Here is a 16,532-nt window from a genome sequence, read left to right as displayed (position 1 = left end):
AGCGGCGACAAGCCGTGAAAGGTTCGCGTCGCAGAGTGGTGAATTTCAAACGGTTTTCTCCAGCGCCCGCGCAAATCGCCTATTTCCGGCCATGTCGACAGTTGCGGTCAGGCCGGGTGCCCCGGATACAAGGGATCACGGCAGCGGTACCTGCACCGCGCCGGTGTGCGCGAGAAGGCCGTGAAGTGCCCGCGCACCTCACGGCCCGGTGAAGGCGCCGCGCAGCGGCTCCTTCCGAGTGCGAGCCGGGCCTGTCCCGGCTCGTCCGACGTCAGCGCCCGCCCGGACCGGCCGCCTTCTGCCCCTTCGGTCCCGCCGCGCCGGACGAGTCCACCACGTCCACGTCGCTGGCCCGGACGTACGCGAGCCGGTGGCCGAGCTGGATCTCGTAGTACCGCTCCCGGCCCCACACCACCGGGTTGGGCGTGTCGCTGAAGGACTTGGCGGTGTAGGAACTGCCGACGCCGGCCTGCGTCACGTACCGCTGGCCCGCCAGGATCGCGTACGGCAGCGGCGACTCGGCCGGCCCGTCGATGCCCTCCGGGTACGCGTCCTCCTCGGGGAGGGCGCGGCCGTACACCGGGATCTCTCCCAGACCCTCCTTCGGTGTGATCATGCGCCCGCTGGCACCGACGGCGGTCGGGTGCTTCTTGGGGTTCTCGAACCACGCCTTGTGGCCCTGGAACCAGATGGCCGTCCAGTCGCCCCTGCGGTCGGCCACGGCGAAGGTCTGGCCGGTGGAGACGCGCGACCCCAGGTCGTTGACGTCCTTCGTGGAATCGTCACCATTGGGCTTGCGGCCCGGGTCCTGGATCAGCGGGGCCTTCTCGTCCGGTTCGGTGTGCAGGCGGACGGCGCTGGAGCCGTGCGGCGGGCACGGTTTGCCGCTGCCGCCGCATCCCGTGTAGTCGGGCTTGTGCTGCGCGAAGTCCGGCAGGATCGTCACCATGTCGCTGTCCGGGCCCGCCGTGGCCTTCAGCGGCGCTCCGAGGAGGTCGAAGTAGTGCCGCCAGTCCCAGAAGGGACCGGGATCGTCGTGCATGTCGGGGATGCTGCCGGCGGTGGGGGCGGGTACGTTGTCGTGGCCGAAGATGTGCTGGCGGTCGAGCGGGATGCTGTACTTCTGCGCCAGGTACCGCACCAGGTGTGCCGAGGACTGGTACATCCGCTCCGTGTACCAGGTCCCGGGCTGGGTGAGGAACCCCTCGTGCTCGATGCCGATCGAGCGGGCGTTCACGAACTGGCTGCCGGAGTGCCAGGCCTCGTCCTTGGTCCGGATGTGCTGGGTGACATGGCCGTCGCTGGAGCGGATCGAGTAGTGCCACGACGCCTCCGTCGGGTCCTGCACCGTCTGGAGCATGCTCGGCAGCACGGCCTCGGTGTCGTGGATGACGATGTACTCGATCGGCTGGTCCCTGGGCCGGTCGGCCAGGTCGTGGTTGCCGTAGTCGCCGTCGTTGATCTCCTCGTACGGCGCGCCGAGCCAGTCACAGGTCAGTTCGGCGGGGCACTCGACCTGCTCCGGCCGCTGAGGGCCCTGCGCCCGGGGAGTGCGGGGGTGCGGTTGCAGGCCGGGGGTGGCGGGGAGCGCCACGTCCTGTCCTTCGGCGGTGGTGCGGTGTGCTCCCCGCCGGATCAGGGCGAAGACGTCGTCGGCGTAGGCCGCGGCTGACGCGACGTCAGGGGTGCCCGGGAAGCGCGCGACCGTCTCCCACCAGTCCGCCGGGTTCGCGCTCAGGGGCTTGCCGAGCTGCCGTTGCGTGGCCGCGAGGAGTGCCGCTCCGCCGCGGACGTTGGCGGCGGCGTCCGTGCGCAGGCGTTCGGCCGGCACGTGGATCAGGCGGGCCGCGTTCCGCAGGTCCGCCGGCTGCACGGCGCGTGCCCCCGTGGCGGGCGTTCCCGCCGCGCCCGTGCGGGGCGGGGCCTGGCCGTCGAGCGGCTCCTGCGGTGCGGACGGCGCCGCCGAGGCCTGGACGCGGTCGGCGTCCACCAGGTGCATGGGCCCGAAACCGCCGGCGACGCTGGGCGCGCCCGGGTGGGAGTCCCAGCGGGACTGCATGTAGGACACGCTCATGAGCACGCTGCGCGGCACGTGGAACTCGCGCGCGGCGTTCGTGAAGGCGTCCTGCAGAAGCCGGTCGTCCGCGTCGTCGCTGCCGGACATCGGGAGGATCAGCAGCGGCGGCAGCAGAGCCGCCCCCGCGATCACACAAGCCGTGAGGCGGCACTTCCGGATGGCAACGGGAACATGTGCAGAAACAATTCTTCTCATCGCAGAGGCTCTCCCAACCACGCTCGACCGCACCAGGACAGAGGAGTTGCCCGTAGCGCCACCCCTCGTACGTTTCCGTGCCACGGGCGCCGTGTCGTGGCGAACGTCACCGGGGTGGACCAGCGGTCCGGCCGAGGCCACCCGGTCGGCGGCAGCGGCTCGGCTGCCCGGGGCAACCACGGGCGACCGGGCGCGGCTCAGTCCTCGACCGGGTCCACCTGCCAGTCGGGGTGGCCCGGCATGGGCGGGGTGTGCGGACCGTACAGCCACGGGTTCAGAAACGGCGTCAGGTCCTCGCCGGCGACCCGGGAGGCGAGCGCGACGAAGTCCCGGGTGCCGGCCGTACGGCTCCGGTACTCGGTCACCCAGGCCCGCTCGATCCGCTCGAAGGTCTCCGCGCCGACCTTCTCCCGCAGGGCGAACAGCACCAGCGCCGAGCCGTCGTACCGCATCACCTTGAACAGCGTGGCCTCGCCGGGCTCGGCGGGCGCCCCTTCGTCGTGCCGCCACTGGTCGTGCTGCTCGTACGCCGACCGCATCACCGACTCCAGGCTCACGCCGCCGTGCTCGTCGGAGTACAGGCGTTCGTAGAAGCGGGCGTGACCCTCGCTCAGCCACAGGTCCGACCAGCGCCGGATGGCGACGCTGTCGCCCGTCCAATGGTGGGTCAGCTCGTGGACGAGGTTGCGTTCGGCGTCGACCCGGTCGCCCAGCAGGTCCTCCCGCGGCAGGACGGAGAGCGACTGGGTCTCCAGCGCCACGGGCAGGTCGGTGTCCCCGACCAGCACGCCGTAGCGGCGGAACGGGTAGGGGCCGAGCCGCCGTTCCAGCCAGGCCAGGTGGTCCGGGGTGAGCGAGCGGTACTCCGCGGTGCCGGCGACCAGGCCGTCCGGGACCACGTCCCGGACGGGCAGGCCGCGCGGGCCGCTGCTGTCGACGAAGGTGAACCTCCCGATCGCCAGCTGGACCAGCTGTGCCGCGAGGGGGTGCTCGGAGTCGTACGTCCACCGGGTGCGGCCGTCGGGCCGCCGGGCGGTGCCGACGAGCCGGCCGTTGGCCACCGCGTCGAGCCCCGGCGGGGTGGTGATGTGGAACGTGACCGGTGCCCGCAGGCTCGGGTGGTCGTTCACCGGGAAGATCATGCGGGCGCCGTCCGGCTGCGCGCAGATCACGGTGCCGTCGGAGGTGGGCACCCAGCCGTAGTCCTGGATCGCGTCGTCGCGGTGCCGCGCCTGCGTCGGGTCGGCGGTGTAGGCGACGCGGACGGTGAACGTGCTGCCGCGCGGGATCGGTCGTGCGGGAGTGACGACGAGTTCGTCACCGTCGCGTCGCGTGGCGGCGGGCGCGCCGTCGACGGTGACGCGGTGCAGCGTGTTGCCCGCGAAGTCCAGGTCGAAGCGGGACAGGGACTGTGTGGCGGTGGCGCTGATGGTGGCGCCTGCCGCGAAGGGGGTGCGGGGTGCCCGCCAGTCGAAGTCGAGGGTGTAGTGGCGGACGGTGTAGCCGCCGTTGCCGGCGAGTGGCATGAGCGGGTCGCCGATGCCCGGTGCGCCGGGGGCCGGGGGCGGGCCCGACGAGGCGGCCGGACCGGGGGCCGGTGGACTGTCGTCGCCGTGCGGGAGCGCGCCGGTGAAGACGGCGGTACCGGTCAGCGCACCCGCTCCGGCGAGGGCGAGGACCAGGGTCGCGCGACGGGTGCGGAGGACATGACAGGGGCGTTCCGGCCGGGATTCCTCGTCTGCGGATTCCTCGCCCGGCCCCTTGGTGATCTCCATGACCGCACTATGCCAGTAAGATCCGTTTATATCACCAGATGTTCCTGCACTGGGTGCCAGCCCGGGGGTGTGCGGTGACCGGCCTCATCGCGCCGATCCGTCCGAGGCGTCATTGCGGGGTGGCCCGCCTGCCCGTAGAACACCGGCCATGAGAAGACGGATCGTCATGTCCATGCTCGCCGGAGCGTTCCTCGTGGTGAGCGCGCTCTTCGGCACGGGAACCGCGACGGCCGGGGCGGCCGACGTACCCGCCGAGTTCGGCACCGACTGGCACGACCCCGTGACCGCGGCACCGCCCGTCGAGCGGCCGCACACCACGTCCTGCCAGGTCACCCTCGCCGACGCCCGGTTCCGCGACTTCACGCCGTACCGGGGCGCGTACACGCCGCCCGAGGGCTGCGGCGACCGCTGGAGCAAGGTGGTCCTGCGCCTCGACGGCGAGGTGAGGGGCCGTCAGTACGACCGGCTGGGCTATCTGCACGTCGGCGGCGTCGAGATCCTGCGCACCTCCACGCCGGAGCCCTCGCCCGACGGCATCGCGTGGCACGTCGAGAAGGACGTCACCCGTTACAGCGACGCCTTCCGGACCGCCCAGGACGTCGAGATGCTGATCGGCAACGTCGTGGACGACACGTACACCGGTGTCATCGACGTCCACGTCACACTGACCTTCTACGCGGGACGCCCCGCGGCACCCGCCCCCGACCGCGTCCTCACCCTCGCCGGCACGCCCGCCGGCACCACCCTCACCACCCCGCGCAACAGCGAACGCGTCGTCGCCGAGGTGTACGCGACCGGCTCGGGCGGCGGCTGCGAGGAGTTCTGGTACCTGACCGTCGCCGACCCGGCGCCGTACTCGTGCAAGGCCGGCCGCGGCCCGTACCGTGAAGTGCAGATCAGCGTCGACGGCCGGCTCGCCGGTATCGCGGCGCCGTTCCCGAACGTGTGGACCGGCGGCTGGTCCAACCCCTTCCTCTGGTACGTCCTCCCGGCCCCGCGCGCCTTCGACGTGCGGCCGATCGAGTACGACCTCACGCCCTTCGCCGGCCTCCTCAACGACGGCCGCCCGCACCGCGTCGAGGTGTCCGTCGCCGGCGTGCCCGCGGGCCGGCCGGGCTGGAGCACGCCGGTGAACGTGCTCGTCTGGCAGGACGCGCACCGCGCCCACGTGCCCGGCGCGGTCACCCGGGCCGAGGCGAGCGACCTCGCCGACTCCTCCGCCTTCACCCCCGGAGCGGAGAACCGCGTACGCACCGAGGCGGGGCACCGGCTCACCGTCTCCGGGTACCTGGACACCTCGCACGGCCGCGTGACCACCACGGTCACCCGGACGCTCGCCCACACCTCCGTCCACCGCTGGACCGACGGCGAGGCGGTGGACGGGCTCGACGCCACCTGGACCGACGACGAGACGGTCGGTGCCGCCGGCCACGGTGCCGCGCGGACGACCCGCACGCACCGGACGTACACCATGAACGGCGCCACGACGCTGGGCGCGGACGACCGGCTGCGCACGGTGCTGACCCTCGGCGACCGGGCGACGGCGGTGACACGCCAAGACGGCCGGCGCACCGCGTGGTCACGGCTGGACGACACCTACAGCGGCGACGCCTCGTACACGGCCGACGTCCCGCGCGACCAGCGGCACGCTGTCGGCACGTCGGCCGAGCGCTACCGGCTCCTCGGCTCGGACGGCTGCTACGACCGTTCGCTGACCACGGTCCAGGGGGTGCTGACGGAGGACCGCAGCCGCTGCTGAGAGGCGTGGTGCGGGGCGCGCCCCCGTTCGGCCGGGCCGCGGGGCCGGGCCGGACGGGGGATCGCCGGCCCGTCGGAGGAGGGCGAGGGGCCGGCGCCGGTCAGCAGCGGTGGGCGGCGTCCCCGTCGATCAGGTTGTCCAGCAGGACACCGAGCACCTGGCGCTCCTTCTCCGTCAGCGGCGCCAGTATCTCCTTGGCCGCCGAGCGGCGGGCGCCGCGCAGTTCGCGCAGGGTCGCGCGCCCCTCGTCCGTCAGCTCGATCCGGGTCACGCGGCGGTTCGCCGGATCCGGCACCCGCCGCACCTTGCCGCTCGCCTCCAGCCCGTCCACCAGCGTCGTCACCGCACGGGGCACGACCTCCAGGCGCTCGGCGAGGTCGGCCATGCGCGGCGGGGAGTCGTAGTGCGCGAGGGTGCGCAGCAGCCTGGACTGCGCCGGGGTGACGCCCAGGGCACGCTGTTCCAGATGACGCTTCTGGATGCGGTGCACCCGGCGGGTGAGCCGCAGCAACTGCTCGGCGAGCAGGCCGTCGGGATCGGGGGTGGTCATGCGGGAACAATATCAGGATGCCGTTCATTGTGAGTATAGGTAACAATGAGCTATGATCCGTTCCGTCGTCGCCGGCCGTCCTCCGGCCGGCGCCCCGCCCACTCCGTAGGAGCCCATGCACCCCGACCGTGAACCCTCCTGGACCCCACCTGCCGACGCCGGCGAACAGCCCCGGCAGGTGCGCCGCATCCTGCGGCTGTTCCGTCCCTACCGCGGGCGGCTGGCCGTCGTCGGCCTGCTCGTCGGCGCCTCGTCGCTGGTCTCGGTGGCCACACCGTTCCTGCTGAAGGAGACGCTCGACGTCGCCATCCCGCAGGGCCGCACCGGCCTGCTGAGCCTGCTCGCGCTCGGCATGATCCTCAGCGCCGTCCTGGGCGGCGTCTTCGGCGTGCTGCAGACGCTGATCTCCACCACCGTCGGCCAGCGGGTCATGCACGACCTGCGCACCGCGGTCTACGGCCGACTGCAGCGCATGTCCCTGGCCTTCTTCACCCGCACCCGCACCGGCGAGGTGCAGTCCCGCATCGCCAACGACATCGGCGGCATGCAGGCCACCGTCACCTCCACCGCCACCTCCCTGGTGTCCAACGCCACCAGCGTGGTCGCCACGATCGTCGCGATGATCGCCCTGGACTGGCGGCTGACCATCGTCTCCCTGCTCCTGCTGCCGGTGTTCGTGTGGATCAGCCGCCGCGTCGGCAACGAACGCAAGAAGATCACCACCCAGCGGCAGAAACAGATGGCCGCGATGGCCGCCACGGTCACCGAGTCGCTCTCCGTCAGCGGCATCCTGCTCGGCCGCACCATGGGCCGCTCCGACTCGCTGACGGCCTCCTTCGCGCAGGAGTCCGAGGGTCTGGTCGACCTGGAAGTGCGGTCGAACATGGCCGGGCGCTGGCGCATGGCCGTGATCTCGATCGTCATGGCCGCGATGCCCGCCGTCATCTACTGGACCGCCGGCCTCGCCCTCCGGTTCGGCGGCCCCGAGGTCTCCCTCGGCACCATCGTCGCCTTCGTCTCGCTCCAGCAGGGCCTGTTCCGCCCGGCCGTGAGCCTGCTCGCGACCGGCGTGCAGATCCAGACGTCGCTCGCGCTCTTCCAGCGCATCTTCGAGTACCTCGACCTGCCCGTCGACATCACCGAGCGCGAGCGGCCGGTCCACCTGGACCAGATCAAGGGAGAGGTCCGCTTCGAGGACGTCGAGTTCCGCTACGACGACAAGGGCGGCCCCGTCCTCGACGGCGTCGACGTCACCGTCCCGGCCGGCAGCAGTCTCGCCGTCGTCGGCCCCACCGGCGCCGGCAAGTCCACGCTCGGCTATCTGGTGCCCCGCCTGTACGACGTCACCGGCGGCCGCGTGACCCTGGACGGCGTCGACGTGCGCGACCTCGACTTCGACACCCTCGCCCGCGCGGTCGGCGTCGTCTCGCAGGAGACGTACCTCTTCCACGCCTCGGTCGCCGACAACCTGCGCTTCGCCAAGCCCGACGCCAACGACGAGGAACTGCACGCGGCGGCCAAGGCGGCCCAGATCCACGACCACATAGCGGCGCTGCCCGACGGCTACGACACCGTCGTCGGCGAACGCGGTCACCGCTTCTCCGGCGGAGAGAAGCAGCGCCTCGCGATAGCCCGCACCATCCTGCGCGACCCGCCGGTGCTCATCCTGGACGAGGCGACGAGCGCACTGGACACCCGCACGGAAGCCGCCGTGCAGGAGGCCATCGACGCGCTGTCGGCCGACCGCACCACGATCACCATCGCGCACCGCCTGTCCACGATCCGCGACGCCGACCAGATCGTGGTGCTGGACTCCGGCCGGGTCGCCGAACGGGGCACGCACGAGGAACTCCTGGAGCGCGACGGCCGGTACGCGGCCCTGGTGCGCCGGGACGCACGGCTACAACCCGCGAACTGAACAGGCGACCGCGACCGACAAGCTGAATATATGCCGGGTTTGCGAGGATATGCGTATTACCGTGCCCGCATGCAGACGAACACTCCGTCACGGAGCAGGACCCGACTGACACGCCGCGGCAGACTCGCCGTCCTGGTGGCCGGCGCCGTCATGGCCGGCACCGCCGTGGCGGTGCCGCTGCTGACACTGGCAGCCGACGACGACCAGGCGAAGCCCGCCGCGCTGGTCATCCCGCCTGGCTGGCGCGCGAACCAGATCTACGACGCGATCGACAAGGCCCTCAGCCTGCCCCTGGGCAGCACCCGCGCCGCCCTCGGCAAGGCCGCCCTGAAGCTGCCGAACGAGGCCGGGGGCAACCCGGAGGGCTATCTCTTCCCGGCGACGTACCCCGTCCGGAAGGGAGCGACGCCCGAGTCCATGCTGCAGCTGATGATCGACACGGCGGACCGGAAGTTCAACGGCGCACCGGTCGCGGCCGGGGCCCAGCGCAACGCGATGAACGTCTACCAGACGGTCACCATCGCGAGCATCGTCCAGGCCGAGGCCTCGACGAAGGCGGACATGGGCAAGGTCGCCCGGGTCATCTTCAACCGGCTCAACAGCGGAATGCCGCTGCAGATGGATTCGACCCTGCACTACGCGCTGAACCGCGGCACCGCCGGCGCCGGCGCCGGCCAGGGCGACACCCAGGAGGAGAGCCCGTACAACTCCCACCAGCGCACGGGCCTGCCGCCCACGCCGATCGACAACCCCGGCGAGGACGCGATGCGCGCCGCGCTCAACCCGACGCCGGGCGACTGGCTGTACTTCGTCACCGTCACCCCCGGGGACACCCGCTTCACCGCGGACTACAACACGCACCTGCGGAACGTGGCCGAGTTCAACGCCCTCCACCAGAACGCGGGGACGGCCCAGCCGACCGGTGACGGCCCGCCGGCACCTCCGTCCGAGTCCGACGGACCGCAGCCCGCGCTCCGCTGAGCCGGTGGGACGTCACGCGGCGACGGGTTCCTCGGCGAGCAGCCGCCGGATGTCCCGGACGGCCGCGCGTCCGGCCCGGTTGGCACCGATGGTGCTGGCCGAGGGGCCGTAGCCGACGAGATGGATCCGCGGGTCGGCGACCACGCGCGTGCCCTCCACCTGGATACCGCCACCCGGCTCGCGCAGCCTCAGCGGAGCGAGATGGTCGAGCGCGGCCCGGAACCCGGTCGCCCACAGGATCACATCGGCGGACACCTGCCGGCCGTCCCGCCACGCCACGCCGTCCGGTGTGATCCGGTCGAACATCGGCTGCCGGTCCAGGACGCCGTTCGCCAGGCCCTGCCGGACGGCGTCGTTCAGCGGCAGCCCGGTGACCGAGACCACACTGCGCGGCGGCAGCCCCTGACGCACCCGCTCCTCCACCAGCGCGACGGCCGCACGCCCCGCCTCCTCGTCGAACGGGCCCTCACGGAAGACCGGGGGCCGCCGGGTGACCCAGGTGGTCGCGGCGGCGTACGGGGCGAGTTCCAGCAGATGCTGGGTGCCCGAGGCGCCCCCGCCCACCACCACGACCCGCTGCCCGGCGAACTCCTGCGGACCGGCGTACTGCGCGGTGTGCAACTGCCGGCCGCGGAAGGTCTCCTGCCCGGGGTAGCGCGGCCAGAACGGGCGGTCCCAGGTGCCGGTCGCGTTGATCAGCGCCCGTGTCGACCAGGTGCCGCCGGACGTCTCCACGAGCAGCCGCCCGCCGGGGCCCTCGCGCACCGCGCGCACGTCCACGGGCCGCCGCACCCGCAGGTCGAACGTGCGCTCGTACCGGTCGAAGTACTCCCGGACGACGTCGGCCGAGGGCCGCGCCGGGTCGGCGCCGGTCAGCTCCATGCCGGGCAGCGCGTGCATGCCGTGCACCTTGCCGAAGGTCAGCGAGGGCCACCGGAACTGCCAGGCGCCGCCCGGGCCGGGGGAGTGGTCCAAGACGGTGAAGCCGCGGTCCGGCTCGAAGCCGGTGCGCCGCAGGTGGTACGCGGCGGCCAGACCCGCCTGACCGGCACCGATGACGACGACCTCGACCTCGCGCACTTCGTTCACGCCTGGGCCAACAGCGGGCCGCGCACGGATCTTCCCCGCGGCTTCAGCAGAACCGGGGCGCCCATGGGTGTGGGAACCGGCGTATGGGTCAGGATTGAGGGCATGTCCGATGCCTTCACCACACGCGTCCTGAACGTCTCCACCGGCAGCCGGGAACGCGTCGTCGACCTCACCGCCGACTGCGAGGAGTTCCTGCGGGAGGCGGCGGCCGGCCGCGACGGTCTGCTCAACATCTTCGTCCCGCACGCCACCGCCGGAATCGCCGTGATCGAGACGGGCGCCGGCAGCGACGACGACCTCCTCGCCGCCCTGCACACCCTGCTCCCCGCCGACGACCGCTGGCAGCACCGGCACGGCAGCCCCGGCCACGGCCGTGACCACGTCCTGCCCGCCGTCGTGCCGCCGCACGCGACCCTCCCGGTGATCGGCGGACACCTGGAGCTCGGCACCTGGCAGTCCGTATGTCTGGTGGACACCAACAAGGACAATCCCGACCGCAAGGTGCGGCTGAGCTTCCTCGGCTGAGCTCCGCCGGACCAGCGAGCCCCGCCGGCCCACCGGGCTGACCTTCGCCGGCTCACCACAGGGTCTGGTGCCGCGTCAGGAAGAGCGAGCCCGGGCGGCCTCGGCCCGGCCCGGCGTCGGCACCAGGCCGAGCCGCTGCGCTCGCAGCACCGTGCCGACGCGGTCGCGGGTGCCCAGCTTGCGGTAGATGTTCTCCACGTGCTTGTGCACCGTGCGGACCGAGATGCCGAGACGCCGGCCGATCGCGTCGGCGGTGAGCGCGTCCGTGAGCAGCAGCAGGACGGCGGTCTCGCGGGGAGTCAGCGCGCAGTCCGCCGCCCGCTGGTCCGGCGCGCCGGCCGGGCCGAGCGCCCGCCGCCACTCCACCAGCAGCTGCCGCTGCCGCTCGACCGCCGTCAGCAGCGGCTGGGCACGCTCGGCGACGGTCAGGTGGTCGTCGCTGAAATCCGCACCGGCGCGGTACACCAGGCACCCGGTGATCGGGGCGGCGCTTCCCGGCAGCGGCACGCCCAGCACATGGTCGAGGTCCAGCACCTCGCGGAGCATGCGGGCCGTCGGACTGGACCGCCACGCACGGCCCGCCGCCCGGTGGGCGCTGACCGGCGTCCGGTCGGTTCCGGCCGCGTAGTGACCGGCGAAGGGATACCCGGCCCGCAGCAGACCGAGGTCGGCGTCCCCGAGCCGGGCCAGATCGGCGGCGGCGGCATCCGGCACCGTGCCGAGCGTGCCCTCGCTCTCGCTCCACTCGTCCAGCTTGTGGATGACCGCCTCGCCGCCGCACACGTCCGCCAGCGTGCCGGCCAGCATCGGCCACAGCCGCTCGGGTTCCCGCTCGTGCAGTGCCGCGACGGCGACGGCCGTCATGCGCTCGTAGGCCTTCTCCAGCCGCACGGTTCCTCTCCGGTTGCCTCGCGTACCCGCCCTCCCGCCGGCGTACGTAGTTCTACGCATACCGCTGCGGTCCCCGGCCGGCGCACACTTCAACCCGGTGACACCGGTCTGCTCGGACACGGTGTGTCCGAGGGGCCGCCGGCACGGGGGAACGGCGGCCCGTCCGGTGTCGCCCTCCACGTGCCCCTTCCGTGCCTGGCCGGCTCCCCGGCCGGCAACGGGCAACGCCCCCCGGCGGAGCCGGAGGGCGTCGGGACGGGCGGAAGGATCAGCCGCGCTTGGCGCCGCCTTCCCTCTTCTCCGCCTTCTCCTGCTTCAGGTCCTTGAGCCGCGCGGCCTCCTTGCGGACCTCCGCCTGGGTGGCGCGCTCCTTCTCCAGCCACTCGGGCCGCTCCTGCCTGAGCTCCTCGATCTGCTCGGTGGTCAGCGGCTCGGTGACGCCGCCCCGGGCGAGACCCGCGATGGACACGCCCAGCCTGGCGGCCACCACCGGACGCGGGTGGGGACCGTTGGTCCGCAGCTCGCGCAGCCACTCCGGCGGGTTGGCCTGCAGCTCGTTCAGCTCGGCGCGCGTGACCACACCCTCCTGGAAGGAGGCGGGGGTGGCGGGGAGGTACACACCCAGCTTCTTCGCCGCGGTCGCGGGCTTCATCGTCTGGGGGCTCTGCTGCGACTTCATGCCGTCCAGGGTATCGGCCATGTGGGGGAGGGCCGACCACGGCCGGTGACGAACGCCTGGCGGCACGCCGAGCCGGAGCCCCGGTGACACCTGCCCACGAGGCCCGGTGCCGGAGCGGAGCCGGCACCTGCCGGAGGGCTCCGGTGCCGTGGGGGGCGGGTGCTTGTCCGCGCCGTGGCGGAGAGCCGTGCCGGCGGTCCGTGGCCCGAGGGGTTTCGGCGGGCCGGTAACCTGGCCTGATGACAGGCTCGGAGGATTCACCGTCGTTCCGGCTCGCGTACGTTCCCGGAGTGACGCCCGCCAAGTGGGTGAGGATCTGGAACGAGCGCCTGCCCGGCATCCCGCTCACCCTGGTCCAGGTCCCGGCCACCGAGGCGCCCGGGGTGCTGCGCGCGGGGGAGGCCGACGCGGGCTTCGTCCGGCTGCCGGTCGACCGTACGTTCTTCAGCGCGATCCCGCTCTACACCGAGACCACGGTGGTCGTCGTCCCCAAGGACCACCTGATCACGGCGGCGGACGAGGTGACCCTGGCCGACCTCGCCGACGAGGTGCTCTTCCACCCCCTGGACGACGTCTTCGACTGGGACGCCCCGCCCGGTGAACCGGCCTTCGAGCGGCCCGCCACCACCCCGGACGCCATCGAGCTGGTGGCGGCGAACGTCGGCCTCCTGGTCGTCCCGCAGTCCCTGGCCCGCCTCTACCACCGCCGGGACCTCACCTACCGCCCGGTCGTCGACGCCCCGCAGTCCGGCGTCGCCCTGGCCTGGCCGGAGGAGGCCACCACCGACCTGGTGGAGGAGTTCATCGGCATCGTGCGCGGACGCACGGTCAACAGCACCAGGGGCCGTACGGCGGTGCGGGCCCCGGCCGACGAGCAGCGCAAGCGCTCCGACCAGGGCGGCACCCGCCAGACGCAGGGGGCGAAGTCGCAGGCCAAGTCGTCGGGGAAGCCGTCCGCGAAGTCCTCGGGCAAGCCGGGCGGCCGTACGGCACACGCCCGTACGGGCGGTGGGGGCAAGCCGGCCAAGCGGGGGAAGCCGCGCCGCAGGTCGTGAGGCCCTTCACGGACCCGGGCGCAGCCCCTCGACGGCGCCCCCGTCCTCCCAGCTCCGCCCGACGGGCTCCCCGGCCTTCCCGGGTTCCGGACGCACCTGGCGTTCACGCAGGTCGGCGACCGCGAGCACGAGTGCGACCAGGATGATCCCCGCGACGGTGAGCAGCCCCAGCTGGAGTGCCGTGTCCGCGCGGCCGTGATTGGCGAGGTGGGCGAAGTACACCGCGCCCACCACCGCGATCCCGGCCGCCGAGCCGACGCGCTGGCCCGTCTGGAGGACGCCGCCGGCCGCGCCCGCCCGGTGCACGGGGACGCGGGTCAGGGTCAGGGTGGTGTTCGGGGAGACCGTCAGACCGGACCCGATGCCGCCGACGAGCAGGGGCAGCGCCGACGCCCACCCCACATTCCGTCCGGGCACCAGCTCCACCGCCGCGACGACCCCGAGCACGCCCAGGGCCACTCCGGCCAGCCCCATGACGACCAGCTTGCGGCCGAAGCGCACCACCAGCCGGCCGCCGATGGCAGCGCCGACCGCCGAGGCCGCCGCGAAGGGCAGGACCGTGAGCCCGGAGGCGAGCGCGCTGTATCCCACGCCGTTCTGGAGGTACAGGGCGTAGAGGAAGAAGACGGTCGTGAAGCCCGCGAAGTAGCTGAGGCTGATCAGGGACCCGAGCGTGAAGGAGCGCAGGGAGAACAGCGACAGGTCGACCAGCGGGGCCCGGCCCAGCCGCCCCTGCCGTCTCTCCCACGCCCAGAACCCGCCCAGCAGCACGACGGCGAGAGGCATCAGCGCCCACTTCTCCCGGCCGGTCCACTGCTGCTCCTGAACCAGGGGCAGCATGAGCGCGAGCACGCCCGAGCCGAGGAGGAACACCCCGAACAGGTCGAACTCCTCGTGCTTCCCGGTCACCGGGAGACGCGGCAGCAGCCGCAGGCCCGCGGCGAAGGCGGCCACCCCGATCGGCAGGTTGACGAAGAACACCCAGCGCCAGCCGTCGTCGGTGCCGGCGGCGTCGATGAGCAGGCCGCCCGCCAGCGGGCCCGTCGCCGTGGACACCCCGATGACGGTCCCGAGCACACCGAAGGCCTTGGCCCGTTCGGAGCTCTGGAACATCTGCTGGATCAGTCCCGAGGTCTGCGGCGCGACGATGCCGGCCGCGGTGCCCTGGATCAGCCGGAACACCACCAGCCAGCCGGTACTGGGGGCGAACCCGCACGCCGCCGAGGCCACCGTGAACAGGGCGAGCCCGAAGAGGAAGGCCTCGCGTCGGCCGCGCATGTCGCCCAGCCGGCCGGCCGGGACCAGCGCCAGTCCGAAGGTGAGGGCGTACCCGGAGACCACCCATGCCTGGGTCGCCTCCGAGGCTCCGAGTCCGCGCTCCAGCGAGGGCAGCGCCACGTTCACGATCGAGGTGTCGAGGAGCGAGATGAAACCCGCTGCCAGACAGACCCCGAGCGCCTTCCACCGCCGCTCGTCGGGGGCGGTCCGGGCCTGTTCTGTGCTCATGGGGTCACGCTATGCAGTCATGGCCGCTCGCGCACGCCGGGACCGGCCGCGTACACCCGTCGTACGGAGCCCTGCGAGCCGCCGGCCTCCTCCTCGCACCCCGCCCTCCAGCCGTCCCCCGGGCGACCCGGGCACCCACGGTCTTCCCCGGGACGAGCAGTGTGCGCTTGCTCCGAACGGGGCGGGGGCGCCGTGGCCGACCAGGTCGATGAGCGGGCGGTTCAGCGGGCCGTGTCCCGCAGCCACGCGTACGCCGACCGTGCCGTGAACTCCTCCTGGCCGCCCCGCAGCAGCAGGGTCGCGGTGCCGAATCCGGGCGCGTCGGCCTGGGCGGGGACGTACGGGACGGCCAGGCAGCGCATGCCGGCCGCGTGGGCGGCGGCGGCCCCGGGGGCCGCGTCCTCCAGGACCACGCAGTCGGCCGGGTCCGCGCCGAGCCGGCGGGCCGCCTCCAGGAAGACGTCGGGCGCCGGTTTCCCGTGCGGGACCTCGTCGGCCGAGACCACCGTGCGCAGGAAGGCGCCCAGTCCGGTGCCCGCCAGGATCGCTGCGATGGCCTCCGGGGAGGAGCCCGACGCCACCGCCATCGGGACGTTCCGCGCGGCCAGCAACTCCACGAACGCGCGCATCTCCGGGTACGCGCGCGTGCGGGTGCGCGCCAGCTCCAGGTAGCGGCCGTTCGTCCCGGCCAGCAGCTCCGCCACCGAGGCGCGCAGGCCGTAGCGCTCCCGCCAGATCGCCACCGTCTCCCGGGTGCTGATGCCGACGTAGCCCTCGTGGTCCGCCCAGGTGAAGTCCGGGACGCCGTGCTCGGCCAGGACCTGCCGGCTCGCCTCGTAGTAGTTCGGCTCGCTGTCCACCAGCGTTCCGTCGAGATCGAAGATGACCGAGAGGGCACCGAGATCGTTCATGGCGTCCAGGATGCCAAGTCAGGCGCGGGCCGCCCGGCCCACCGACTCCACCAGGGGCAGCAGCCGGTACGGGACGCGCTCGCGCAGCGCCACCTCGGTGCGGGTGCGCACCACGCCGGGGATGCTGATCAGCTTCTGGATCACGTCCTCCAGGTGGGCGTTGTCCCGGCCCACCACGCGCGCGAGCAGGTCTCCGCCACCGGTGGTCGAGAAGGCCTCCACGATCTCCGGTACGGCGGCCAGCGCGTCCCCCACGTCGTCCAGGTGGCCTTGGGTGACCTCGATGTGCACGAAGGCCAGCACCGGGTGGCCGAGCGCGGCGGGGGAGAGGGAGGGGCCCGTGCCGGTGATCACGCCGTCCCGCTCCATCCGGTCCAGCCGGGCCTGGAGCGTGCCGCGGGCCACGCCGAGGATGCGGGCGTACTCGCGCACGCTGGTGCGCGGCTGCTCCAGGAGCAGCCGCAGGATGCGGGTGTCGAGTGCGTCCACGGCCATGATGGACGACTGTACCAATGGTCCAGGTGCTCCAGTGACGGGTGTGCCGTCCCACCTGGCACGTTGGCATTCCGGTGGGTGTGCGTGCCGACCTGACGCCGTGCCAATGGCTCAGCGATGGGCGTC

At 72.9% G+C, this 16,532-nt stretch carries 14 protein-coding genes; 5 read left to right on the top strand and 9 right to left on the bottom strand.

What is annotated here, in order from left to right; translation table 11 throughout:
* Window positions 1–271: 271 nt before the first annotated feature.
* Window positions 272–2,164 (bottom strand): N-acetylmuramoyl-L-alanine amidase, encoded by a 1,893-nt coding sequence (locus tag AB0947_RS19750; RefSeq protein WP_366751615.1) that lies wholly within the window; start codon window positions 2,162–2,164, stop codon window positions 272–274.
* A gap of 305 nt (window positions 2,165–2,469) precedes the next feature.
* Window positions 2,470–4,047, bottom strand: coding sequence for a M1 family metallopeptidase (locus tag AB0947_RS19745; protein ID WP_366751614.1), 1,578 nt, complete (start codon window positions 4,045–4,047; stop codon window positions 2,470–2,472).
* 148 nt (window positions 4,048–4,195) lie between these two features.
* Here AB0947_RS19745 and AB0947_RS19740 point away from each other — a divergent pair, with 148 nt between their 5' ends.
* Window positions 4,196–5,806 carry a peptide-N4-asparagine amidase gene (locus tag AB0947_RS19740; protein ID WP_366751613.1) on the top strand — a complete coding sequence of 537 codons (1,611 nt, stop codon included), beginning with the start codon at window positions 4,196–4,198 and terminating at the stop codon, window positions 5,804–5,806.
* Between the two features lie 100 nt (window positions 5,807–5,906).
* Here AB0947_RS19740 and AB0947_RS19735 read toward each other — a convergent pair whose 3' ends face one another.
* Window positions 5,907–6,356, bottom strand: a complete 450-nt coding sequence (locus tag AB0947_RS19735) for a MarR family transcriptional regulator (protein WP_366751612.1) — start codon at window positions 6,354–6,356, stop codon at window positions 5,907–5,909.
* A gap of 115 nt (window positions 6,357–6,471) precedes the next feature.
* Between AB0947_RS19735 and AB0947_RS19730 the strand changes: the two genes are divergently transcribed.
* Together AB0947_RS19730 and mltG are read left to right on the top strand one after the other, a co-directional pair.
* Window positions 6,472–8,274 (top strand): ABC transporter ATP-binding protein, encoded by a 1,803-nt coding sequence (locus AB0947_RS19730; protein WP_366751611.1) that lies wholly within the window; start codon window positions 6,472–6,474, stop codon window positions 8,272–8,274.
* Window positions 8,275–8,343: 69 nt separating this feature from the next.
* Complete coding sequence (gene mltG / locus AB0947_RS19725) at window positions 8,344–9,255, top strand: endolytic transglycosylase MltG (RefSeq protein ID WP_366751610.1); 912 nt, start codon at window positions 8,344–8,346, stop codon at window positions 9,253–9,255.
* Window positions 9,256–9,267: 12 nt separating this feature from the next.
* Here mltG and AB0947_RS19720 read toward each other — a convergent pair whose 3' ends face one another.
* Complete coding sequence (locus AB0947_RS19720) at window positions 9,268–10,344, bottom strand: NAD(P)-binding domain-containing protein (protein WP_366751609.1); 1,077 nt, start codon at window positions 10,342–10,344, stop codon at window positions 9,268–9,270.
* Window positions 10,345–10,446: 102 nt separating this feature from the next.
* On the opposite strand from AB0947_RS19720, the gene AB0947_RS19715 reads away from it, so the two are divergent.
* Window positions 10,447–10,869, top strand: a complete 423-nt coding sequence (locus tag AB0947_RS19715; protein WP_366751608.1) for a YjbQ family protein — start codon at window positions 10,447–10,449, stop codon at window positions 10,867–10,869.
* A gap of 75 nt (window positions 10,870–10,944) precedes the next feature.
* Here the strand turns inward: AB0947_RS19715 and AB0947_RS19710 are convergent, their stop codons facing one another.
* Window positions 10,945–11,760 (bottom strand): LuxR C-terminal-related transcriptional regulator, encoded by an 816-nt coding sequence (locus AB0947_RS19710; protein WP_366751607.1) that lies wholly within the window; start codon window positions 11,758–11,760, stop codon window positions 10,945–10,947.
* 268 nt (window positions 11,761–12,028) lie between these two features.
* Window positions 12,029–12,439 (bottom strand): DUF5997 family protein, encoded by a 411-nt coding sequence (locus tag AB0947_RS19705; RefSeq protein WP_366751606.1) that lies wholly within the window; start codon window positions 12,437–12,439, stop codon window positions 12,029–12,031.
* Between the two features lie 239 nt (window positions 12,440–12,678).
* Between AB0947_RS19705 and AB0947_RS19700 the strand changes: the two genes are divergently transcribed.
* A complete protein-coding gene (locus AB0947_RS19700) occupies window positions 12,679–13,494 on the top strand; it encodes a LysR family substrate-binding domain-containing protein (protein ID WP_366751605.1) in 816 nt (271 codons plus the stop codon).
* Between the two features lie 6 nt (window positions 13,495–13,500).
* Here AB0947_RS19700 and AB0947_RS19695 read toward each other — a convergent pair whose 3' ends face one another.
* The 3 genes from AB0947_RS19695 to AB0947_RS19685 all read right to left on the bottom strand — a co-directional run bounded on the left by AB0947_RS19695 (window position 13,501) and on the right by AB0947_RS19685 (window position 16,406).
* Window positions 13,501–15,000 carry an MFS transporter gene (locus AB0947_RS19695; RefSeq protein WP_366751604.1) on the bottom strand — a complete coding sequence of 500 codons (1,500 nt, stop codon included), beginning with the start codon at window positions 14,998–15,000 and terminating at the stop codon, window positions 13,501–13,503.
* A gap of 221 nt (window positions 15,001–15,221) precedes the next feature.
* On the bottom strand, window positions 15,222–15,911 hold the full coding sequence (locus AB0947_RS19690; protein WP_366751603.1) for an HAD family phosphatase: 690 nt from the start codon (window positions 15,909–15,911) through the stop codon (window positions 15,222–15,224).
* Window positions 15,912–15,929: 18 nt separating this feature from the next.
* Entirely contained in the window at window positions 15,930–16,406 is a 477-nt protein-coding gene (locus AB0947_RS19685; RefSeq protein ID WP_366751602.1) for an Lrp/AsnC family transcriptional regulator, read from the bottom strand.
* Window positions 16,407–16,532: the final 126 nt, after the last annotated feature.

The sequence above is a fragment of the Streptomyces sp. NPDC047841 genome (assembly GCF_040704085.1).
Lineage (GTDB): Bacteria > Actinomycetota > Actinomycetes > Streptomycetales > Streptomycetaceae > Streptomyces > Streptomyces argyrophylli.
Note: the sequence above shows the minus strand (reverse complement) of the source record. Positions and strands in the feature narration are given on the sequence as shown.